The 18,207-nt window shown below is 67.5% G+C and carries 17 protein-coding genes; 9 read left to right on the forward strand and 8 right to left on the reverse strand.

Translation table 11 applies throughout. The annotated features are described in order from the left end of the window. The first annotated feature begins 43 nt into the window (after positions 1-43). Genes AB0E90_RS24705 through argG form a run of 3 tightly spaced genes read left to right on the forward strand, consistent with a single transcriptional unit; the run spans position 44 to position 2,708 of the window. A complete protein-coding gene (locus AB0E90_RS24705) occupies positions 44-547 on the forward strand; it encodes an arginine repressor (protein WP_360409962.1) in 504 nt (167 codons plus the stop codon). Next, positions 544-1,440, forward strand: a complete 897-nt coding sequence (locus AB0E90_RS24710; protein WP_360409965.1) for a hypothetical protein — start codon at positions 544-546, stop codon at positions 1,438-1,440. The genes AB0E90_RS24705 and AB0E90_RS24710 overlap by 4 nt, the downstream gene beginning before the upstream one ends. 26 nt (positions 1,441-1,466) lie before the next feature. Continuing rightward, positions 1,467-2,708: an argininosuccinate synthase gene (gene argG, locus AB0E90_RS24715; RefSeq protein ID WP_360409968.1), complete on the forward strand. Its 1,242-nt coding sequence runs from the start codon at positions 1,467-1,469 to the stop codon at positions 2,706-2,708. On the opposite strand, the gene dapE is transcribed toward argG, so the two are convergent. After that, positions 2,705-3,760, reverse strand: a complete 1,056-nt coding sequence (gene dapE, locus AB0E90_RS24720) for a succinyl-diaminopimelate desuccinylase (protein ID WP_360409971.1) — start codon at positions 3,758-3,760, stop codon at positions 2,705-2,707. The two genes, argG and dapE, sit on opposite strands and share 4 nt — an antisense overlap. Before the next feature lie 48 nt (positions 3,761-3,808). On the opposite strand from dapE, the gene argH reads away from it, so the two are divergent. The 4 genes from argH to AB0E90_RS24740 all read left to right on the forward strand — a co-directional run bounded on the left by argH (position 3,809) and on the right by AB0E90_RS24740 (position 8,206). After that, entirely contained in the window at positions 3,809-5,239 is a 1,431-nt protein-coding gene (gene argH, locus AB0E90_RS24725) for an argininosuccinate lyase (protein ID WP_360409974.1), read from the forward strand. Between the two features lie 176 nt (positions 5,240-5,415). Continuing rightward, positions 5,416-6,348, forward strand: a complete 933-nt coding sequence (locus tag AB0E90_RS24730; RefSeq protein WP_360409977.1) for an AAA family ATPase — start codon at positions 5,416-5,418, stop codon at positions 6,346-6,348. A gap of 5 nt (positions 6,349-6,353) precedes the next feature. Next, positions 6,354-6,824, forward strand: a complete 471-nt coding sequence (locus AB0E90_RS24735; RefSeq protein WP_360409980.1) for a hypothetical protein — start codon at positions 6,354-6,356, stop codon at positions 6,822-6,824. Continuing rightward, on the forward strand, positions 6,818-8,206 hold the full coding sequence (locus tag AB0E90_RS24740; RefSeq protein ID WP_360409983.1) for a hypothetical protein: 1,389 nt from the start codon (positions 6,818-6,820) through the stop codon (positions 8,204-8,206). The genes AB0E90_RS24735 and AB0E90_RS24740 overlap by 7 nt, the downstream gene beginning before the upstream one ends. 13 nt (positions 8,207-8,219) lie before the next feature. On the opposite strand, the gene AB0E90_RS24745 is transcribed toward AB0E90_RS24740, so the two are convergent. The 6 genes from AB0E90_RS24745 to AB0E90_RS24770 form a co-directional block, all read right to left on the reverse strand. After that, on the reverse strand, positions 8,220-8,918 hold the full coding sequence (locus AB0E90_RS24745) for a hypothetical protein (RefSeq protein ID WP_360409986.1): 699 nt from the start codon (positions 8,916-8,918) through the stop codon (positions 8,220-8,222). Between the two features lie 64 nt (positions 8,919-8,982). After that, positions 8,983-9,540, reverse strand: a complete 558-nt coding sequence (locus AB0E90_RS24750; protein ID WP_360409989.1) for a hypothetical protein — start codon at positions 9,538-9,540, stop codon at positions 8,983-8,985. A 19-nt stretch (positions 9,541-9,559) separates the two neighbouring features. Next, the gene (locus tag AB0E90_RS24755; protein ID WP_360409992.1) at positions 9,560-10,795 is read right to left on the reverse strand and encodes an MFS transporter; all 1,236 of its coding nucleotides are present in this window, start codon (positions 10,793-10,795) and stop codon (positions 9,560-9,562) included. 47 nt (positions 10,796-10,842) lie between these two features. Further along, positions 10,843-12,279 (reverse strand): family 43 glycosylhydrolase, encoded by a 1,437-nt coding sequence (locus AB0E90_RS24760; RefSeq protein WP_360409994.1) that lies wholly within the window; start codon positions 12,277-12,279, stop codon positions 10,843-10,845. A gap of 124 nt (positions 12,280-12,403) precedes the next feature. Continuing rightward, positions 12,404-12,769, reverse strand: a complete 366-nt coding sequence (locus AB0E90_RS24765; RefSeq protein ID WP_360409996.1) for a DUF2203 domain-containing protein — start codon at positions 12,767-12,769, stop codon at positions 12,404-12,406. A gap of 82 nt (positions 12,770-12,851) precedes the next feature. Then, complete coding sequence (locus AB0E90_RS24770) at positions 12,852-13,877, reverse strand: LacI family DNA-binding transcriptional regulator (RefSeq protein WP_360409999.1); 1,026 nt, start codon at positions 13,875-13,877, stop codon at positions 12,852-12,854. Positions 13,878-14,028: 151 nt separating this feature from the next. Between AB0E90_RS24770 and AB0E90_RS24775 the strand changes: the two genes are divergently transcribed. Further along, complete coding sequence (locus AB0E90_RS24775; protein ID WP_360410002.1) at positions 14,029-15,282, forward strand: maltose ABC transporter substrate-binding protein; 1,254 nt, start codon at positions 14,029-14,031, stop codon at positions 15,280-15,282. Here the strand turns inward: AB0E90_RS24775 and AB0E90_RS24780 are convergent. Continuing rightward, positions 15,275-16,477, reverse strand: coding sequence for a transposase (locus AB0E90_RS24780; protein ID WP_360410005.1), 1,203 nt, complete (start codon positions 16,475-16,477; stop codon positions 15,275-15,277). The genes AB0E90_RS24775 and AB0E90_RS24780 overlap by 8 nt on opposite strands. A 71-nt stretch (positions 16,478-16,548) precedes the next feature. Between AB0E90_RS24780 and AB0E90_RS24785 the strand changes: the two genes are divergently transcribed. After that, entirely contained in the window at positions 16,549-18,141 is a 1,593-nt protein-coding gene (locus AB0E90_RS24785; protein WP_360410008.1) for an ABC transporter permease subunit, read from the forward strand. The last annotated feature ends 66 nt before the right edge of the window (positions 18,142-18,207 follow it).

Below are 18,207 nucleotides of genomic sequence, written 5' to 3' on the forward strand. Positions count from 1 at the left end.
CCGCAGGCGAGGGCCAGAAGGGCATGCCTGAGGCAGGCTCAGCATGACCGGGCCGGTGACCCGCGCCGGGCGGCATGCCCGGATCGTCGAGCTGATCAGGGCGAAGCCGGTCCGGTCGCAGACCGAGCTCGCCGAACTCCTGGCGGGCGAAGGCGTGCAGGTCACCCAGGCCACCCTGTCACGGGACCTGGAAGAGCTGGGCGCCGTGAAGGTCAGCGGCGCCTACCTCATCCCGGAGGACGGCAAGCGCCCGCTGCGCGACGCCGAGAACGCCCCGGCCCGTCTCCTGCGGCTGCTTCGGGAGTTGCTCACCGGTGTGGACGCCAGCGGCAACATCGCGGTCCTGCGCACCCCGCCCGGGGCAGCGCAGTTCCTGGCCAGCGCGCTGGACCGCTCCGGACTGACCGATGTCGTCGGCACCATCGCCGGCGACGACACGATCTTCGTGGTGACCCGGGATCCCAGCCCCGGCGGCGGCGCTGCCCTCGCCGACAAGCTGATCGGCTGGAGCCGCTCCGACCTCGACCATCTGGAGAGTCACTCGTGACAGCAGAACCGCAGGACTCGCCGGTCGAGATCCACTTCCCGGACTTCGCCGACCACGTGCAGGGCCTCGTCGGCCACCACGTGGAGTTTTTCCTCGCCTCCAACGAGACGCTGCGCTCGCATCTCAACGAGACGCCGTACGGGCACAAACTGACCTGGCTCGACTTCACCGACACGGCGGAGAAGGGCTGGTCGACCCGGGAGTTCCTCAACCTGTTCAACGTGATCAACGGCATCGCGTTCGGCGACCGGGGCATCCCGATGCCGCAGTGGGTGATGGTCGACCTGATCCTGATGCCGTCGGCCGCGGTGATCGCGAGCCTGCCGCAGGACGCGTTCGCCGAGATGGTGGAGCGCTCGACGTTCCGCTTCGACACCGACGTGAAGCGGCTCCTGCGGGAGGTGCTGGACAGCATGCGGGCCGGCGGTTACACCGGCCCGGTGCCGGTCGGCGGCTACTGTGCCGCGCCGAGCGCCGCCCCCGGCACCTGGGTCGGCTGGTCACTCTGGTCGCTGATGCCCGCGGTCGGCCTCGGCCAGGCGGCCAAGGCGCTCGCGCTCTCGGCCTACCAGGCGAAGAAGCTGGACGGCGTGACCCAGTACGACAACAGCGCGTTGAAGGTGCACACCCGGTTCGGCCCGCTGAAGATCCTGGTCGCGACCGTTCCGTTCCACACGTCGCCCGGCTCGTTCGTCTACGAGAGCGACTTCACCATCCCGCCGGCCGGGCCGGGCATGCCCAAGGCGAGCTTCCTGCTCGACCCGTTCGACTACGAGCGCCAGGCCGCCATGCAGAAGACCATCGAGGCCGGGCAGAGTGAGTTCTACGTGCTGCCGCCCGGCCACCTCGCCATCGACGGCACGACGTACGTGCCCGTCCTCGAACTCTCGTGACCACCGACTACCTGGGACCCATCACCATGACCAAGCGCAAGATCGTTCTCGCCTTCTCCGGCGGCCTGGACACCTCGTACGCCCTCGTCTCGCTGCGCGAGCAGGGGTGGGAGGTGCTCACCGCCAACATCGACACGGGTGGTCTGCACAGCGGCGAGGGTGAGTCGGTGAAGGCCCGGGCCGAGGAGCTCGGCTCGGCGGGGCACTTCATCGTCGACGCCCGCGAGGAGCTCTACTCCCGCGTCATCACGTACGGCGTCAAGGCCAACTACCTGCGCAACGGCGGTTACCCGTCGTGCGTCGGCGCCGAGCGCATGATCCAGGCGGAGAAGGTCGTGCAGGTCGCGATCGAGAACGGCGCGGACGCGGTCGGCCACGGCTCGACCGGCGCCGGCGCCGACCACGTGCGGTACGACGCGGTGATCCGGGCGCTCGCCCCGACCATGGAGATCATCACCCCGATCCGGGACGAGCGGCTGACCCGCGAGCAGGAGACCTCCTTCCTGCAGGAGCGCGGGGTCGAGGTCAGCGCGAAGACCACCACCTACTCGATCAACGAGGGCCTGATCGGCACCACGATCGGCGGTGGCGAGACGTACGGCTCCTGGGATTACCTGCCGGAGAGCGCCTGGACCTACACGAAGTCGATCGCCGACGCCCCCGCCGACGGGGTGGAGCTGATCCTGTCGTTCGAGAAGGGTGAGGTCGTCGCGGCCACCACGGCCGACGGCGTCTCGATCGTCGAGCCCGGCTCGCCCAACTACGCGATCCTCAAGGAACTCAACGACCTCGGCGGCGCGCACGGCGTCGGCCGCGGCATCCACATGGGCTCGACCATGGTCGGCAACCTGGCCCGGGTCGGTTTCGAGGCCCCCGGCATGCTGATCCTCATCGCCGCGCACCGTGAGCTCGAGCGGCTCGTGCTGAGCAATCGCCAGCAGAGCACAAAGCAACAGCTCGGCACGACGTACGGCGATCTGCTGCACGAGGCGGTCTACTACGACCCGATCCTGGACGACCTGCGCGCCTACCTCGACTCGAGCCAGTCCCGGGTCACCGGCGACGTGCGGGTCCGCCTGCAGAAGGGCAACGTGGTGCTGCTCGGCAGCCGCAGCCCGTTCAGCCTGCTGGACGCGGCCGAGCGCCAGGGCGTGGTCTACGGCTACGGCTCGTCGATGTGGACCGGGGAGCAGGCGCGGGCGTTCGCCCACATGTACGCGGTGCCGGGCGCCATTGCCCAGGCGGCAGCATCAGAAAAACCCGTCTAGCCAAGCCACTTCAGAAGCTTGGCGAGACTGTCCCGGATGTCCTGCGCCGGGCAGAACTCGTTGTCGGTGTGCGCCAGCAGGGGATCGCCTGGCCCGTAGTTGACCGCGGGGATCCCCAGCTGCGCGAATCGCGCCACATCCGTCCAGCCCAGCTTGGCCTCGACCACGCCACCCACCGCCTCGACGAACTCGCGGGCGGCCGGCTGGTCGAGGCCGGGCCGGGCGCCGGGAGCCAGATCCTGCACCTCGATCTCGAACCCGGCGAACAGCTCGCGCAGGTGGGCCTCGGCCTCTTCGCCGCTGCGGTCGGGGGCGAACCGGTAGTTGACCCAGACCCGGCACTCGTCCGGGATGACGTTGCCGGCGATGCCGCCCTCGACCTTCACGGCGTTGAGGCCCTCGCGGTATTGCAGGCCGTCGACGATCGGCTGCCGCGGCTCGTAGGCGCGCAGGAGGTCGAGGACGGCGCCGGCGCCGTGGATGGCATTGACGCCACGCCACGAGCGGGCCGAATGGGCGGCCACCCCGGGCACCGTGATCTGGATGCGCATGGTGCCCTGGCAGCCGCCCTCGACGGACGCGTTGGACGGTTCGCCGAGGATCGCGAAGTCGCCGGCCAGCCAGTCCGGATGTTCGCGCACGAGCCGGCCGAGGCCGCTCAGACGGGAGGCGACCTCTTCATGGTCGTAGAAGACGAAGGTGAGGTCGTGCCGGGGCTCGGGCAGGGTGGCGGCGATCTGCAACATGACGGCCACGCCGCCCTTCATGTCGACCGTGCCCCGGCCGTACAAAATGTCGTCATTGATCTTGATCGGCAGGTTGTCCTTGATCGGCACCGTGTCGAGATGACCGGCGAGCACCACCCGCGATGGGCGCCCCAGCGACGTGCGCGCCACCACCGCGTCGCCGTCGCGCAGCACCTCGAGGTGGTCCAGAGCCCGCAGAGCGCTCTCGACCGCGTCGGCGATCGCCTTCTCGTCGCCGCTCACCGAGGGAATGTCGCAGAGGGTGCGGGTGAGGGCGACGACGTCGCCGGTCAGGTCCAGGGTCATGAGAAAACCCTAACGGTAGGGTTCACAGCACGTGAAAGGGGAAATCCGGTGTCGGAAAGCGATGTGCCCACGCGGCTCTGGGGCGGACGGTTCGCGGGTGGTCCCGCCGACGCGCTCGCCCGGCTGAGCGTGAGCGTGCAGTTCGACTGGCGCCTCGCGCCGTACGATCTGCTCGCCTCCCGGGCGCATGCACGCGTCCTGGCCGGGGCCGGCCTGCTCGACGCCGAGGAGCTCGGCCAGATCCTCGCCGCGCTCGACGATCTCGACGCGGCGTGCGCGGCCGGCGAGTTCCGGCCCACCATCGAGGACGAGGACGTGCACACCGCGCTCGAGCGCGGCCTGCTGGAACGCCTCGGCACGCTCGGCGGCAAGCTGCGGGCCGGCCGCTCGCGCAACGACCAGGTCGCCACCGACCTGCGGCTCTACCTGCGCGACCACGCCCGCGGACTGGCCGTCTCGCTGGTCGAGCTGGCCGACGCCCTCACTGAGCAGGCCGCCCGGAACGTCGACACGGCGGCGCCCGGCATGACCCACGTGCAGCACGCCCAGCCGGTCACCTTCGGCCACTGGCTGCTCGCCCACGTCCAGCCGCTGCTGCGTGACCTCGACCGGCTCAGCGACTGGGATTCGCGCGCCGCCATCTCGCCGCTCGGTTCCGGCGCACTGGCCGGCTCGTCCCTGCCGCTCGACCCGGCCGCGGTCGCCAAGGAGCTGGGCTTCACGGCGCCCGCGGCGAACTCGATGGACGCGGTCGCCGACCGCGACTTCGTGGCCGAGTTCCTGTTCGTGACCGCGCTGATCGGCGTGCACCTGTCCCGGCTGGGCGAGGAGGTGGTGCTCTGGACCTCCACCGAGTTCGGCTGGGTGGAGCTGGACGACGCCTTCGCCACCGGTTCGTCGATCATGCCGCAGAAGAAGAACGCCGACATCGCCGAGCTGGCCCGGGGCAAGAGCGGCCGGCTGATCGGCGGCCTGGTCGCGGTGCTGACCATGCTCAAGGGCCTGCCGCTGACCTACGACCGGGACATGCAGGAGGACAAGGAGCCGGCGTTCGACGCGATCGAAACGCTCGAGCTGCTGCTGCCCGCGCTGGCCGGCATGATCTCGACGATGACGGTGCGCGTCGACCGGCTCGCCGCCGCCGCCCCGGTCGGCTTCTCCCTGGCCACTGAGGTCGCCGACTGGCTGGTCCGCAAGGGCGTGCCGTTCCGCGAGGCGCACGAGATCACCGGTCAGCTGGTGGCGCTCTGCTCGGTGCGCGGCTGCGAGCTGGAAGACCTGACCGACGACGACCTGAAAACAGTCAGCGGCCACCTCGACCCGTCGGTGCGCTCTGTGCTGTCGGTCGAGTCGGCCCTGGCCAGCCGCACCACCCCGGGCTCGACCGGCCCCGGCCCGGTCGCCGAGCAGCTGGCCACCGTGCAGCACAAGCTGGACAGCTGGCGCCAGTGGGCGGTCGAAAAGGTGGTCCCCCGCTAGGCGGAGCTGACGTATCAAATTCTGCGGATGGTGGTGGCTATGGCCGCCACCATCCAGCTTTTGTCAAGCGATCGAGATCGCGCTATCAGAAGTGTCGGATTGCTGACTGTTCTGTAAGTGCATTAACTCTGCCTATAGTAGCGCGGGGTCGTTGCCGCGAATTTCGGAGGTCGCCGATGCAGGTCGTATCCGTAATGAACTACAAGGGCGGTGTCGGCAAGACCACGCTGACGGCAAACCTGGCGGCGGAGATCGCAAACGTCGGGCATCGTGTTCTCATGATCGATCTAGACCCGCAGGCCAACCTGACATTTTCCTTCTATACCGTGGATGACTGGACCAGCGAAGTGCGTGAGGCGCGCACTATCAAGCGGTGGTATGACGGCGAAATTCCTGGCCGCGATGTTCCGCTTGATCAGTTGATTCTTACACCCGAGAGAGTGAATGATCGGGTAAAGGAGAACGCTGGGCAACTCGATCTCGTCTCCTCCCATCTGGGCCTGATCGACATCGATCTGCAACTCGCCTCGCGTTTGGGTGGCACCACGCTGGCCGAGTCGAAGCGGAAATTCTTGCAGGTCCACGGTTGTCTCAAGGTCGCACTGCAGGCTCCGGCGTTCCGTGACTACGACGTGATCCTGATCGACTGTGCGCCCAACTTCGGACTGGTCACCAAGACCGCGATCGTTGCCAGTGATTTCGTACTCGTACCGGCCAAGCCGGACTATTTGTCGACTCTCGGTATCGGCTACCTGAAAGGCAGCGTGAAGAAACTCGTCGAGGAATACAACGCCTATGTATCTCACGATCCCGGCGGCCGAGATGGTGCGCGACATATATCTCCAGAATTTGCAGGAATAGCATTCATGATGATGCAGATCCATGCCGGTCAGCCGATCCTGCTGCAACGGACTCAGATAGAGGAGTTGCGAGAGGCGGACATCATGCCGATTCTCGAGACCTCGGTGCGCAACAGCCCTCGATACTTCGCGGAGGCCGGGCCGACGGGAATTCCCGCGGTTCTCCACGGTTCTGCCAATGACCCGGTAAGTGCTGAACTTCGCGCTTTGACCAAGGAATTTGTGCACGCGATCACCGGACGGAGGTGAGCGGAATGGCCGTCGATATGGTCGGCACCATTCGCCTGCTCCACCGGGTGTTCGGTTTTCTCACCGGTCTGTCCGCGGACGAGCTCAAGGACGTTGCGGAGGGCCGCCGTGACCTACTTCTGGATGGTCCGCCGCGCCCAGGGAGTACGCCGGCGGGGGTTCCTGTTCAAGTGCGGGTGCCGGCCAATCCGGCGGCAGGCAAACCCAAGCGGGCTGACGTCGTCGCACCCGACGATGCCGAGTATGAGGAGATTGCCGCCAAGCTCCGCGGATTCACGACGCTGGTAGACGGCGAGACCTACCTCAAGGGCCTGCGACTCCGCGGCCGGAAGCCGCTCAAGGCGGACCTGGTCCGGCTGGGTTCTCAAATGGGACTGACTCTGTCGGAGAGTGCCACGGTCGCCGACCTGCAAGGACGATTGGTGAACCACGCGATCGGCGCGAAGAAGAAGTATGCGGGGTTGTCCCAATGGTGATGGTCGATGCTCCTCGTCGATCGATGCACCTGATGGACGGAAGGCGTGTCACGCTCGGCGACCTCATCGAGGCCAAGCTGCTGAGCGTGGGTGAACGAGTACGGTTCACACGTCCGCGGATGGGCCTGGCGTACAGCGCCGAGGTGACCGAGCCGGGAAGGCTCCGTCTCGACGACGGACTTGAGTATCGTTCGCCGTCCCGAGCAGCCATGATCGCTGCCAACATGCGTGCAGTCGACGGATGGCATGTCTGGATCGTGGAGTCGAGCGGTGCCTCGCTCGATGCGCTTCGCCAGGAACTCCTGGATCGGGTGGTCGTCGGCACGGCAGCGGGCCAGGGCCGAGAATCCGGCGGCGACGAGGCAACGCGTCTCCACGAATGGCTGCGTTCGGTACGCAGCCGAGCGGAAGGCGAGACTCCGGAGCAGGTTTCGGTGCGTGAGCTGCTGTCTCGCTGGGGCGCCAAGGACCGCGGGGACCAGATCAGCCGGATCGAGGCCGACCTTGCGAATCATGGTCTGGCCACCCGTCCGAACTTCCGGAGCGTCACCCTCGAAACCGAGATCGTCATCATTACCGCTGCACAGGAAGCCGAAAAGGAGACACAAGAAACTGGCGACACGGGATCCGCATCATCCGATGACTCCGACGAGGACGACGACCGCTACATCGGACTGATGGTGGGCAATTTGCCATCCGCCCTCGGCGGGATCGTCTCGGTCGCTCCGACGGCGACGCTTCAGGAAGCCATGACAAAGATGCTGCTCAACGACTACTCGCAGCTCGGGGTGTTGTCGGGCAGGCACACGCTGGGCGGTGCGGTCACATGGCAGTCGATCGCGCAGGCCCGTCATCTCGATCCGGACGCTTCGCTGTCGGACGCGACCGTGGGCGCGCGGGACGTCGGCTATCGTACCGACCTGCTGGAAGTCCTTCCTGAACTGCAGAAACGTGGCTTCATGTTCGTGCGGGATGCCAACAACGCGATCGCCGGAATCGTGACGGCGGCGGACGTGGCGGGGCGCTACGGCGTGATGGCAAATCCGTTCATTCTGATCGGCGATCTCGATCGCCTGCTTCGCCGAGCGATCGCCCGGGCCGTACCGATCGCCGACGTAGTCGCTCTATGCGACGCACAAGGTCGCCGAGGGATCGTGAGCCATGACGACATGTCGATGGGTGACTATCAACGGGTCTTGGAGAATCCCCACCTTTGGGCCCGAATGAACTGGGACCTCGATCGGCATGCCTTCGTCGGACGCCTTGCCGAGATTCGCAAAGTCCGGAACGACGTCATGCATTTCAATCCAGATCCGGCGCCGGCCAACGTCGTCGAGCAGTTGCGCTCCATCAACGAGGTACTGCGGCGCTACGCGGCCTGATGAAGCCATCCTGCTAGGTGGGGATCACGGCTGAGTAGTCGACGATGTCGGACGGCGCGGGTTGGCTGATCTCGGGGAAGGCCGCGCCGAACTCGGTGAGCCGGACGTTGATGGCGCCGTTCTCGCCGATCGCGATCGGGTACGGTTCGCCGGTCGCGGCGACGTAGAAGGTCTGCGAGCCGTCGGTCAGGGTGATCGCCGGGACGCCGTCGACCTCGGTGGGTGGGCCGAGCGTCACCGCGGTGTTCGGCTTGAGCACCTCGCTGAGGTCCGCCATGAAGAAGATGCCGGTCACGTCGACGTTCTCGTCGGTGGCCCGGACCCAGCGATCGCCGGCGGTCGCGACGGCCTTCCGGCCTCGGACGGGATCGTCGGCGACAACCGTGGTCCACCAGGCCTCGTTGGGCTTCACGTACTTGATGCCGCCGACCGCGAGCATCTCCACCCGGGCCTGCTCGATCTCGCACCAGCCGCGGAGATCCTCGCCGGCCACCTTGAAGTCGATGACCATCTGGTGGCCATCGGTGTCGGTGTTGTCGATGGCCAGGTGGAACGACTTCGCGCTGTTGAGGGCGTGCCGGGCCCGCTCGAGAATCTGATCGGCGCCGACGGCCGCGGCACCGCTGGCGGAGGGCGCCGGTGCCGGCGCCTCCTTCTTCTGGCAGCCGGTGGCGAACAGAGCTGCCACGGTCAGAACAGCAACGACCTTCATGGATATGCATTAGCGCACGACGAAGCCGCCCCGGGCCAGTGGCCCGGGGCGGTGGTTTCTCAGATCAGATGAGCCAGCGGTTCTTCTGGACGATGGGGAGCTTGGCCCAGATCTTGCCGAGGCCCCAGGTCTGGCCGGCGTAGGTGAGGGCGAAGACGATGGCGGCCAGGCCGTAGATGACGTGGTAGTCGACGATCGGGTTCGAGCTGCCGGAGGCGATGGGCCATTCGGCGAACCACATGAAGGCCATCATCAGTGGTGCGGCGACGGCGGAGACGCGCAGGCCGATGCCGAGGATCAGGGCGAGGCCGAGGCCGAGCATGCCGATCATGAAGGCCCAGTTGGCGAAGGGGGTGCCGGCGATGCTGTGGAAGAAGCTCTTGAGCGGTCCGGCTTCGACGGTGGACAGGAAGCCCTTGGTCGGGGAGCCGCCGTGGATCCAGGCTTTGGCCGACGGGGTGGCGTAGCCGAAGCCGAAGGTCTTGTCGAGGAAGGCCCAGAGGAAGATGAAGCCGGTGCCGATGCGCAGGGTGGCGAGAGCACGGGCGGCGGGCTTGGTGAGGATCGCGCCCGGGGCTTCGACGGTCTCGAGCTGGTGGGCGTGAGCGGCGGTGGTGGTCATCGTTGCCTCCGGGTCTCATTTATCTCTCACCACTGAGACTCCTCTGATCCGGCTGTGCGGACCCGGGCTGAAGTCCCCGAACCGGCGGGACCAAAGTCCCGCGCAGGACACCCGCCAGGATCACCACGAGCACGCCCGCCGCCGGCACCACGAGCAACCCGGCGCGCAGGCTGGTGGCGTCGGCGATGGCGCCGACCACCGGCGGCGACAGCAGGAAGCCCAGGCGCATCAGCCAGGACAGGACGGTGAGGCCGGTTCCGGGCCGCAGGCCGGGCAGTTGGTCGGCCTCGTGCATGGCGGCAGGGACGAGCGTGGCGACCCCGAACCCGGCGGCGGCGAAGCCGAGGATCGTGCCGGGGACGCTGGGGAAGGCCAGCGCCAGGCCCATCCCGGCAGCCACGATCACGCCGCCGGCGCGGGCGACCGTGCGCTGCCCGAAGCGGTCGACCAGCCGGTCGCCGATCAGCCGGCCCACGAACTGGGCGCCGACCAGGGCGATGTAGCCCCAGGCCGCCACCGCGGCCGCGGTATGCAGCGAGCCGGAGAGGTACAGCGCCGCCCATGAGTTGCCGGCGTCCTCGACGACCGTGCCGCCGATGGCGATCAGCACCAGGGCGCCCATGATCAGCAGGATCCGCGCTCCGGGAAGCGACCAGCCGGCCGCCGGGCGCTCGGCAGACTCGGGCTCGTCGGGTCCGGGCAGGCAGAACTGGCGGGCGACCAGCGCCACCGTCACCAGCAGGGCTCCGGAGACGGCCAGATGGAGGCCGACCGGCACGTCGAGGGCGACCGCGGCGGCGGCCATCGCGCCGCCGGTGACCGCCCCGATCGACCAGATCGCGTGGAACGAGTTGAGGATCGATCGGCCGTAGCGGCGCTGCACCCGCAGGCCGTGCGCGTTCTGGGCGACGTCGGTGATCGCGTCCATCGCGCCGGCCAGGAACAGCGCCGCGGCGAACACGACCGCGGCCGGCGCCAGGCCGGCGAACAGGACCCCGGCCGCGGTGAGGAAGGTGCCGGCGGCGGCCGTCGTCGCCGAACCGAATCGGCGGATCAGCACCCCGGCGGCCAGCCCGGCCACGATCGCCCCGGTCGGGAACGCCGCGACCGACAACCCGTATGCCGCGTTGCTGAGTCCGAGATCGGCCTTGATCTGCGGGTAGCGCGGGATCAGGTTGGCGAACAGCGCCCCGTTGGTGAAGAACAGGGCGGCGACCGCGAGCCGGGCGCGCCGGTCGGCAAGATCCGGTGTCATGCGTACGATCGTACACATGGTGTGTACGACCGTACGCATAAGCGGCCTTACTCGCCGGACGGAGCGGTAAGCGTCACGCCGAGTCCGACCGGAGTGCCGAAGCTCGGCGTGCCGTCCGCGTTCCAGGTGAACTTCTGCGCCCGGGTCGACCGGTTGAGATCGCAGTTGCCGGCCGAGTTCGTGGTGGCGTGGTAGACGATCCAGTCCTCGGTGCCGTCCGGCGACTTGAAGAAGCCGTTGTGACCCGGTCCGTACACGCCGGCCGCGTTGTTGCGCTGGAAGACCGGAGTGGCCGACTTGACCCACGCCGACGAGCTCAGCGGGTCACCGCCGTTGTAGGTGAGGATGCCGAGCTTGTAGTCGGGCGTGGAGCAGTGCGAGGCGGAGAAGACGATGAACGTCTTGCCGTCGTGCTGCAACACCTCGGCGCCCTCGTTCACCGCGCCGCCGACGGTCTCCCAGCTGTAGGTGGCGGTGGACAGCAGGTGGCGGGTGCCGGCCGCGGTCCAGGGGTTGGACAGCTCACGGATGAAGTTCGGCTGCGACCCGTTGTAGTACGTGCCGAGCAGGTAGAGCTTGCCGTTCAGTTGCAGGATGCTCGGGTCGAGCTCCCACGTATTGTCGGCGGTCGGGTCGAGCAGATCGGCCTTGAACGTGTACGGCCCGATCGGGTCGGCGCCCGCCGACTCGAGCACGTGGATGCGCTGGGTGCCCAGGTTGTACGGCTCCTGACCGGCCACGTAGTAGAAGTACCACTTGCCGTTGAGCAGGAAGAACTCCGGCGCCCACATGGTGCCCGCGCCGTTCGGCCGGGTCAGCGTGAAGATCGTCTGATCGATGGCCGAGGCGAGCCCGCCCAGGGTCGCCGACTTGCGCATCGTGATCTTGTTGGTCCAGGTGGTGGTGGCCAGGTAGTAGAAGCCTCCGTAATAGGTGAGCCACGGGTCGGGGCCCTGCACTTTCAGCGGGTTCGTGAAAGTCTTCGCGGTGCTCGCCGGGTAGCCGGCCAGCCGCCAAACCCGCCCCGCATCCGTGGTGCACGGCAGTTGCACCAGTCCGGTGCCGGAGGCGGCGGTGGCGACGCACCTGCCGGAATGGACGGCAGCCAGTTGGAAGCCGGTGCCGGACGCCCGCAGCTGGAAGCGCTGGTTGCTCTGTCCGTTGCAGGGCCACTGGATGATCTGGGCGTTGTCGGCGGTGCTCACGCCGGACACATCGATGCAGTTGGTGCCGGCCGGGGTGGCGATGGTGAAGGTGTCGGTCGTGCCGGTGACCGGGGTGAAGGTGAACGACTGGGCGCAGGTCGCCTGGGTGAGCTGCAGGCCGGCGGTGGTGGCGCCGCCGGGGACGGTCACGCAGTTGCCGTTCGGCGCGGCGACGGTGCTGGTGAAAGTGGTTGCGGCCTCGGCGCGGGCCGGTGCCACGAGGGTCAGGAGCAGGGCGGCGGCGAGGACGGCCGCGCCCTGTCGGGGGTTTCGGAGCATGGGGATCCCCTGACGTGAGGACAGGGTGGGGGAGCACCTTCGAAAACCTTTTCAGGACGATAACCCTGCACTGTGCAGCGCCGGAAGGTGCAATGTGGACCGAAAAGTTTTCGGGACCAGGATCTCATTCCGGGATCCGGCGCCGCCCGGCGAAACCCAGGTCGAGGCGGTGGTACCACTCGAGCGCGGTGTCGCCCTCCAGCCAGCAGAGCAGGACCGGCACGTCGTCGAGGTCGGCCGGGAAGTCGACGAGCAGGGGAGCGACCCCCTTCAGCTCGGCGCCGGTCTGCTGCACCTCGATCATCAGCTCGTTGAGCCGGGCCTCGGCCGCCTTGCGCTCCGGCAGACCGCCGAGGGGAGTGGGCCGGCCGCCGGGGGTCAACGCCGCGGACAACTCCACCATGTCGGCCCGCACCACGACGATCTCGTCGAGCACGGGCATGAGCCGCTTCAGTTCCTGTCGAGCCTCTGGCACCGTGAACAGACCCATGTTGATCAGTGTGGCATCACCGATCCCGTGATCATCGGACCGGTGACAAGCCGGTAACAAATGTCGTGGGCGTTCGTGCAATCTATGAAAGAACTTGCGGCAACGAAACCGGCGCGATCGCGGTCGACTCCCGGACGACCAGCTCCGGGCGGAAGAGGTACTCCGAATGCGGGGCGCCATGGCCGTTGATCTCGTCGACCAGCGACCGGCAGGCGGCCACCGCCATCGAGGCCACCGGCTGGCGCAACGTGGTCAGCGGCGGGTCGGCGAAGGCGATCAGCGGCGAGTCGTCGAAGCCGATCACCGAGACGTCCTTGGGCACGTCCAGCCCGCGCCGCCGGGCCGCCCGGATCGCACCCAGCGCCATCAGGTCGGAGGCGCAGACGATGCCGGTCACCCCCTGCGCGAGCAGGCGATCCGCGGCCACCTCGCCACCCTCGACGCCGAACAGGGTGAGGGAGACGTCCGGCTCCTCGACACCGAGTTCGCGTTTCATCGCGGCGCGGAATCCGGCCAGCTTGCGCTGGGTGCTGATGAACCGGTTCGGGCCGGAGATCAGGCCGATCCGCCGGTGGCCGAGCGCCACCAGGTGGCTGACCGCGAGGTCGCCGGCGAGCCGGTCGTCGCACGAGACGAAGGGCGCCTCGATGCCCTCGGCATAGCCGTTGACCAGCACGATCGGAAGTGGACGCTCGAGCAGCCGGCGGTACCGCTCGTGATCGGCGGCGGTGTCCGCGGACAGGCCGGAGACGAAGACGATTCCGCTGACCTGACGGTCGAGCAGCATCTCCACGTATTCGTCCTCGGTGACCCCGCCCGGTGACTGGGTGCAGAGCACCGGGGTGAACCCCTGCTGAGCCAGTGTCGACTCGATGACCTGGGCGAACGCCGGGAAGATCGGGTTTTCCAACTCGGGGACGACCAGGCCGACGAGGCCGGCGGAACGCTTGCGTAAGCGTTCCGGCCGTTCGTAGCCGAGGACGTCGAGCGCGGTAAGAACCGCCATCCGGGTTTCATGGGAGACGCCGGGCCGGTCATTGATGACCCGCGACACCGTCGCCTCGCTGACCTGGGCCTGTCTGGCGATGTCGGCCATCCGTGCACGCATGGCGCACACCGTAGCAAGCGATCAACGAATGCAAGCTCTTCCATAATCTGCAAGTGCTTGCTAACGTCCCGGCAACACGGCTGACACAAGGTGATCAATACCTGTCGCCGTTCGCAAGTTCTTCCGAAGAAATAGACGACAGGAGCCCCATATGCGCATCCGTACCGCGGGTGTCGTCGCCGCTGTCACCGTCTGTCTGCTCGCGAGCGCCGCAGGCTGCGGCGACAAGGACTCCCCGAGCGCGAGCACGCCGTCCGCGAAAGCGGCAACCGGCGAGCTGGTGATCTGGGCCGACGACAAGCGGGCCGCCGCCCTCAAGCCGTTCGCCGACAAGTTCGGCACCGAGAACGGCGTGACCGTCAAGATCCAGGCGATCTCCAAGGACCAGCAGACCACCTTCGTCACCGCGTCCCAGCAGGGCAGCGGCCCCGACGTGATGGTCGGCGCGCACGACTGGATCGGCAACCTGGTGCAGAACGGCGCGATCGACCCGGTGCAGCTGTCCAGCGAGCAGTCGTCCGGCATCGCCGCCAACGCCCTGAAGGCCGTCACCTTCAACGGGCAGACCTACGGCGTCCCGTACGCGACCGAGAACCTCGCCCTGATCCGTAACACGGACCTCGCCCCCGAGGCCCCGAAGACGATCGAGGACCTGGTCTCGACCGGGCAGAAGCTCAAGACCGCTAAGAAGGCGTCCGAGATCCTCGCCCTCCAGGTGGGACAGACCGGCGACGCCTACCACCTGTACCCGCTGTACGCGTCGGCCGGCGGCTACCTCTTCGGCACCAGCGCGAACGGCGACTACAACGCCAAGGACCTGGGCGTCGGCAACGCGGCCTCGCAGGCGGCGTTCAAGAAGATCGCGACGCTCGGGGAAAAGGGCTCGGGCGCCCTCAAGCGCTCAATCACCTCGGACAACTCGATCGCCACGTTCACCGGCAAGAAGAGCGCCTACCTGATCTCCGGCCCGTGGGCGATCACCGACGTCAAGAAGGCCGGCATCAAGTACGACATCACGCCGATCCCGCCGTTCGCCGGTGGCAAGGAAGCGACGCCGTTCCTCGGCGTGCAGACCTTCTACGTCGCCTCCAAGGGCAAGAACAAGGCCCTCGCCCAGGAGTTCGTCACCAACTACGTGACCACCCCGGAGCTGGCCGTCGCCCTCTACAACGCCGAGCCCCGGCCGCCGGCGCTGACCGCCGCCTTCGACCAGGTCAAGGGCAGCGACCCGGACCTGGCCAAGTGGCAGGAAGCCGGCCAGGACGCGATCCCGCTGCCGGCGATCCCGGAGATGGCCGCCATCTGGGACCCGTTCGGCAAGGCCGAGGCCGCGATCATCGGTGGGGCCGACCCGGCCAAAACCATCGAGGCCGCCGGCAAGACCATCTCGGGCTCGATCAAGTAGGAGCGGCTCTCTCGGGTCTGCCCGAGAGATTCCCGGCTCGGACCGCATCCGATCCACCGTCCCGGAGGGAGGCAATCGCATGTCTGATGTCGTCGGCACCGGCACGGTTGCGCTCAGCCGTGGCGAGGATCGTCCTCGCGGCGTTGACGTCGCGGTCTGCGGTGTAGCCGCAGGCCGCGCAGTCAAAGACGCGGATACCCAGCCCGAGGCGTTCCTTGGTTCTCGTTGCGCACTGCGAGCAGGTCATCGTGGTGTAAGCGGGCGGTACCAGCACCACCTTCCGGCCCGCCCGCTTGCCCCTGTTGATCAGCTCTCGTTTGCAGGCGCCGATCGCTGCGTCGGCCGCTTTGCGAGCCATCCGCGACTTAGCCAGAAACGCTGGCTTGAAGTCTTCGATCGCGATCAGCGCGTGGTGGTCGACCACCCTCTTGGCCCAGGCCCGGGCATCGTGGGTGTTCTGTCGAGCCGCTCTCTTCTCGATCCGAGCGGCCTGTCGTTTGGCCGCCAGGTAACCCTTCGACGGTGCGACTCCCGCAGGTCGGCGGCGCCGGGTCATCCGGCGCTGGGCCTTGGCTCGCTCAGCAGCGCACCGTTTGCGGTGGCCGAGGTGTGGCAAATCGAATCGGGGGTCGGTGGTAGTGGCGGTAGTCCTGACGCCCCAGTCGATCCCGATGCCTATCAAGTCGGCATCCGGAATCGATGTGACCTTCCGGCGCACGACGAACGACGCATACCAGTGGCCGAGGTTGTCTCGATAGACCCGGACGCTGGAAGGCGCCGAAGGCAGATCACGCGACCACACGACCGGGACGGTCACCTTGTTCGGCAGGCACAACCGACCGTCCCTCATCCGGAATCCACGTGTTGTGTATTCCAAACTCGGCCGCGCTGTCTTAAGCCTCTTCGCCCTTGGTCGACGGCGGCCTTTGACGGTGAACGAGTGTTTGAGGGCGATCGCATAGGTGCGCAGAGTCTGCTGTTCGGCGACCTGCGACCCCGCCCGCAGCCAGTCGTTATGTGCTCGGACTTCGGTGAGCAGTTTCGACAGTTTGCTGAATGTCGGCCTGCGGCCTGTCCTCTGCTGGTGGACGGCCTCGTTCCACAACCAGCGGCAACGCCCCCATTCGGCGAGCAGTTCCGCCTGCGCCGCGCGGCCGGGCCGCAGCCGGTAGGTGTACCGCACCGTCTCCAGCATGTTGAACATCATACCTACGTACCACCATCAAAAGATGTGCCAAGACTGACGGTCATCATGGAAGGCGATCGATGACGATACAGCTCGGGAGGCCACCCACGCGGGCCCTCCCCGCACCCGAGAAGGACGAGCCCCCGGCTCGCTTAGCTAGCCAAATCATCAAGGTCGTCCTGCTGGGACTGGTTGTCGCGATCGCTGTCTGGGCCGCTTTCCCGCTGGTCGCGAACGAGGCCTGGATCGGGCTCGGCCTGGTGATCGCGACCACGGCCGTGCTGCTCTGGCTCTACCTCACCCCGCGGCACATCCCGGCGAAATATCTCGCGCCGGGCACCCTCCTGCTGATCATCTTTCAGATCTTTCCGGTCCTCTACACGGCCAGCACCGCGTTCTCGAACTACGGCGACGGCCATCGCGGCAGCAAGGACGAGGCCGTCGTGGCCATCGAGAGCGGCTCGGTCACCCAGGTGCCGGGCTCCATCCAGTACGCGTTGAGCGTGGCCACCACCGGCGATCCGGCCACCGGACCACTCGTCTTCCTGATCACCGACCCGGTCACGAAGCAGGTCTCGGCCGGTGACGCGGACGGGCTGAAGAAGATCGACGACGCCACCATCACCAGCTCCGGCAAGGTGACCGCGGCCGACGGCTACACGATCCTCAGCGCCGGTCAGGCCAGCCTGCGCAGCAAGGAGATCACCGCGCTCGCGGTGCCGGTCGACGGCGGCGGGATCCGCTCGTCCGGTCTCTCCCGCGCCTACGAGGGCAAGGCCGGCCGCGCCTACGACCAGGCGTGCGACTGCATCCGGGACACGACCACCGGCAAGACCTGGACGGCGGACGAAAAACAGGGCGCGTTCGTCGCCGCCGACGGTGACCGGCTGGCCCAGGGCTGGAAGGTCGGTGTCGGGTTCAGCAACTTCACCCGGGTGATCACCGACCGGTCCGTCTCCGGCCCGTTCCTGTCGACCCTGGTCTGGAACTTCGCGTTCGCGCTCGGTTCCACCGGCGGCACGTTCATCCTCGGCATGCTGGTCGCGCTCGCGCTGCATTCGAAGAAGGTGCGCGGCCGCAACCTCTACCGGCTGCTGCTGGTGCTGCCGTACGCGATGCCGGGCTTCGCCATGCTGCTGGTCTGGCGGGACATGTTCAACACCGACTTCGGCCTGATCAACAACCTGCTCGGGCTGCACGTCAACTGGATGGGTGAGACCGGCACCGCCCGGCTCGCGGTGCTGCTCGTCCAGCTGTGGCTGGGTTATCCGTACATGTTCCTGGTGACCACCGGCGCGCTGCAGGCCATCCCGGCCGAGCTGAGCGAGGCCTCGCGGATCGACGGCGCCGGCGCCTGGCAGAGCTTCCGCCGGATCGTGCTGCCGCTGCTCATGGTCGCGCTGACCCCGCTGCTGATCTCGTCGTTCGCGTTCAACTTCAACAACTTCAACGCGATCTACCTGACCACCGAGGGCGGCCCGTTCCCGGCCGACAACCCGATGAACGGCGCCACCGACCTGCTCATCACCTACACCTACCGGCTCGCCTTCGGCGGCTCCGGCGCGCAATACGGCTACGCCGCCGCCATCTCGATCTTCATTTTCCTGATCGTCGGCGTCGTCTCGGCGATTGCCTTCCGAAGGACAAGAGCACAAGAGGAGGTGTACGCATGACCGCCTGCACCGAGCGGCACTCAGCCGGACCTGCGGACGGCGTCGCAGGCGAGGGCCAGAAGGGCA

This window comes from Actinoplanes sp. NPDC026619, from assembly GCF_040638295.1.
In the GTDB taxonomy this organism is placed as follows: Bacteria; Actinomycetota; Actinomycetes; order Mycobacteriales; family Micromonosporaceae; genus Actinoplanes.

Bases quoted from the DNA above. Each gene is read 5' to 3' on its own strand.
- AB0E90_RS24735 (WP_360409980.1), top strand. From the start codon at position 6,354: ATGGCCGTCGATATGGTCGGCACCATTCGCCTGCTCCACCGGGTGTTC.
- AB0E90_RS24740 (WP_360409983.1), top strand. From the start codon at position 6,818: ATGGTGATGGTCGATGCTCCTCGTCGATCGATGCACCTGATGGACGGA.
- AB0E90_RS24780 (WP_360410005.1), bottom strand. From the start codon at position 16,477: ATGCTGGAGACGGTGCGGTACACCTACCGGCTGCGGCCCGGCCGCGCG.
- AB0E90_RS24770 (WP_360409999.1), bottom strand. From the start codon at position 13,877: ATGCGTGCACGGATGGCCGACATCGCCAGACAGGCCCAGGTCAGCGAG.
- argG (WP_360409968.1), top strand. From the start codon at position 1,467: ATGACCAAGCGCAAGATCGTTCTCGCCTTCTCCGGCGGCCTGGACACC.
- AB0E90_RS24750 (WP_360409989.1), bottom strand. From the start codon at position 9,540: ATGACCACCACCGCCGCTCACGCCCACCAGCTCGAGACCGTCGAAGCC.
- AB0E90_RS24765 (WP_360409996.1), bottom strand. From the start codon at position 12,769: ATGGGTCTGTTCACGGTGCCAGAGGCTCGACAGGAACTGAAGCGGCTC.
- AB0E90_RS24785 (WP_360410008.1), top strand. From the start codon at position 16,549: ATGACGATACAGCTCGGGAGGCCACCCACGCGGGCCCTCCCCGCACCC.
- AB0E90_RS24745 (WP_360409986.1), bottom strand. From the start codon at position 8,918: ATGAAGGTCGTTGCTGTTCTGACCGTGGCAGCTCTGTTCGCCACCGGC.
- AB0E90_RS24705 (WP_360409962.1), top strand. From the start codon at position 44: ATGACCGGGCCGGTGACCCGCGCCGGGCGGCATGCCCGGATCGTCGAG.
- dapE (WP_360409971.1), bottom strand. From the start codon at position 3,760: ATGACCCTGGACCTGACCGGCGACGTCGTCGCCCTCACCCGCACCCTC.
- AB0E90_RS24760 (WP_360409994.1), bottom strand. From the start codon at position 12,279: ATGCTCCGAAACCCCCGACAGGGCGCGGCCGTCCTCGCCGCCGCCCTG.
- AB0E90_RS24755 (WP_360409992.1), bottom strand. From the start codon at position 10,795: ATGACACCGGATCTTGCCGACCGGCGCGCCCGGCTCGCGGTCGCCGCC.
- AB0E90_RS24730 (WP_360409977.1), top strand. From the start codon at position 5,416: ATGCAGGTCGTATCCGTAATGAACTACAAGGGCGGTGTCGGCAAGACC.
- AB0E90_RS24775 (WP_360410002.1), top strand. From the start codon at position 14,029: ATGCGCATCCGTACCGCGGGTGTCGTCGCCGCTGTCACCGTCTGTCTG.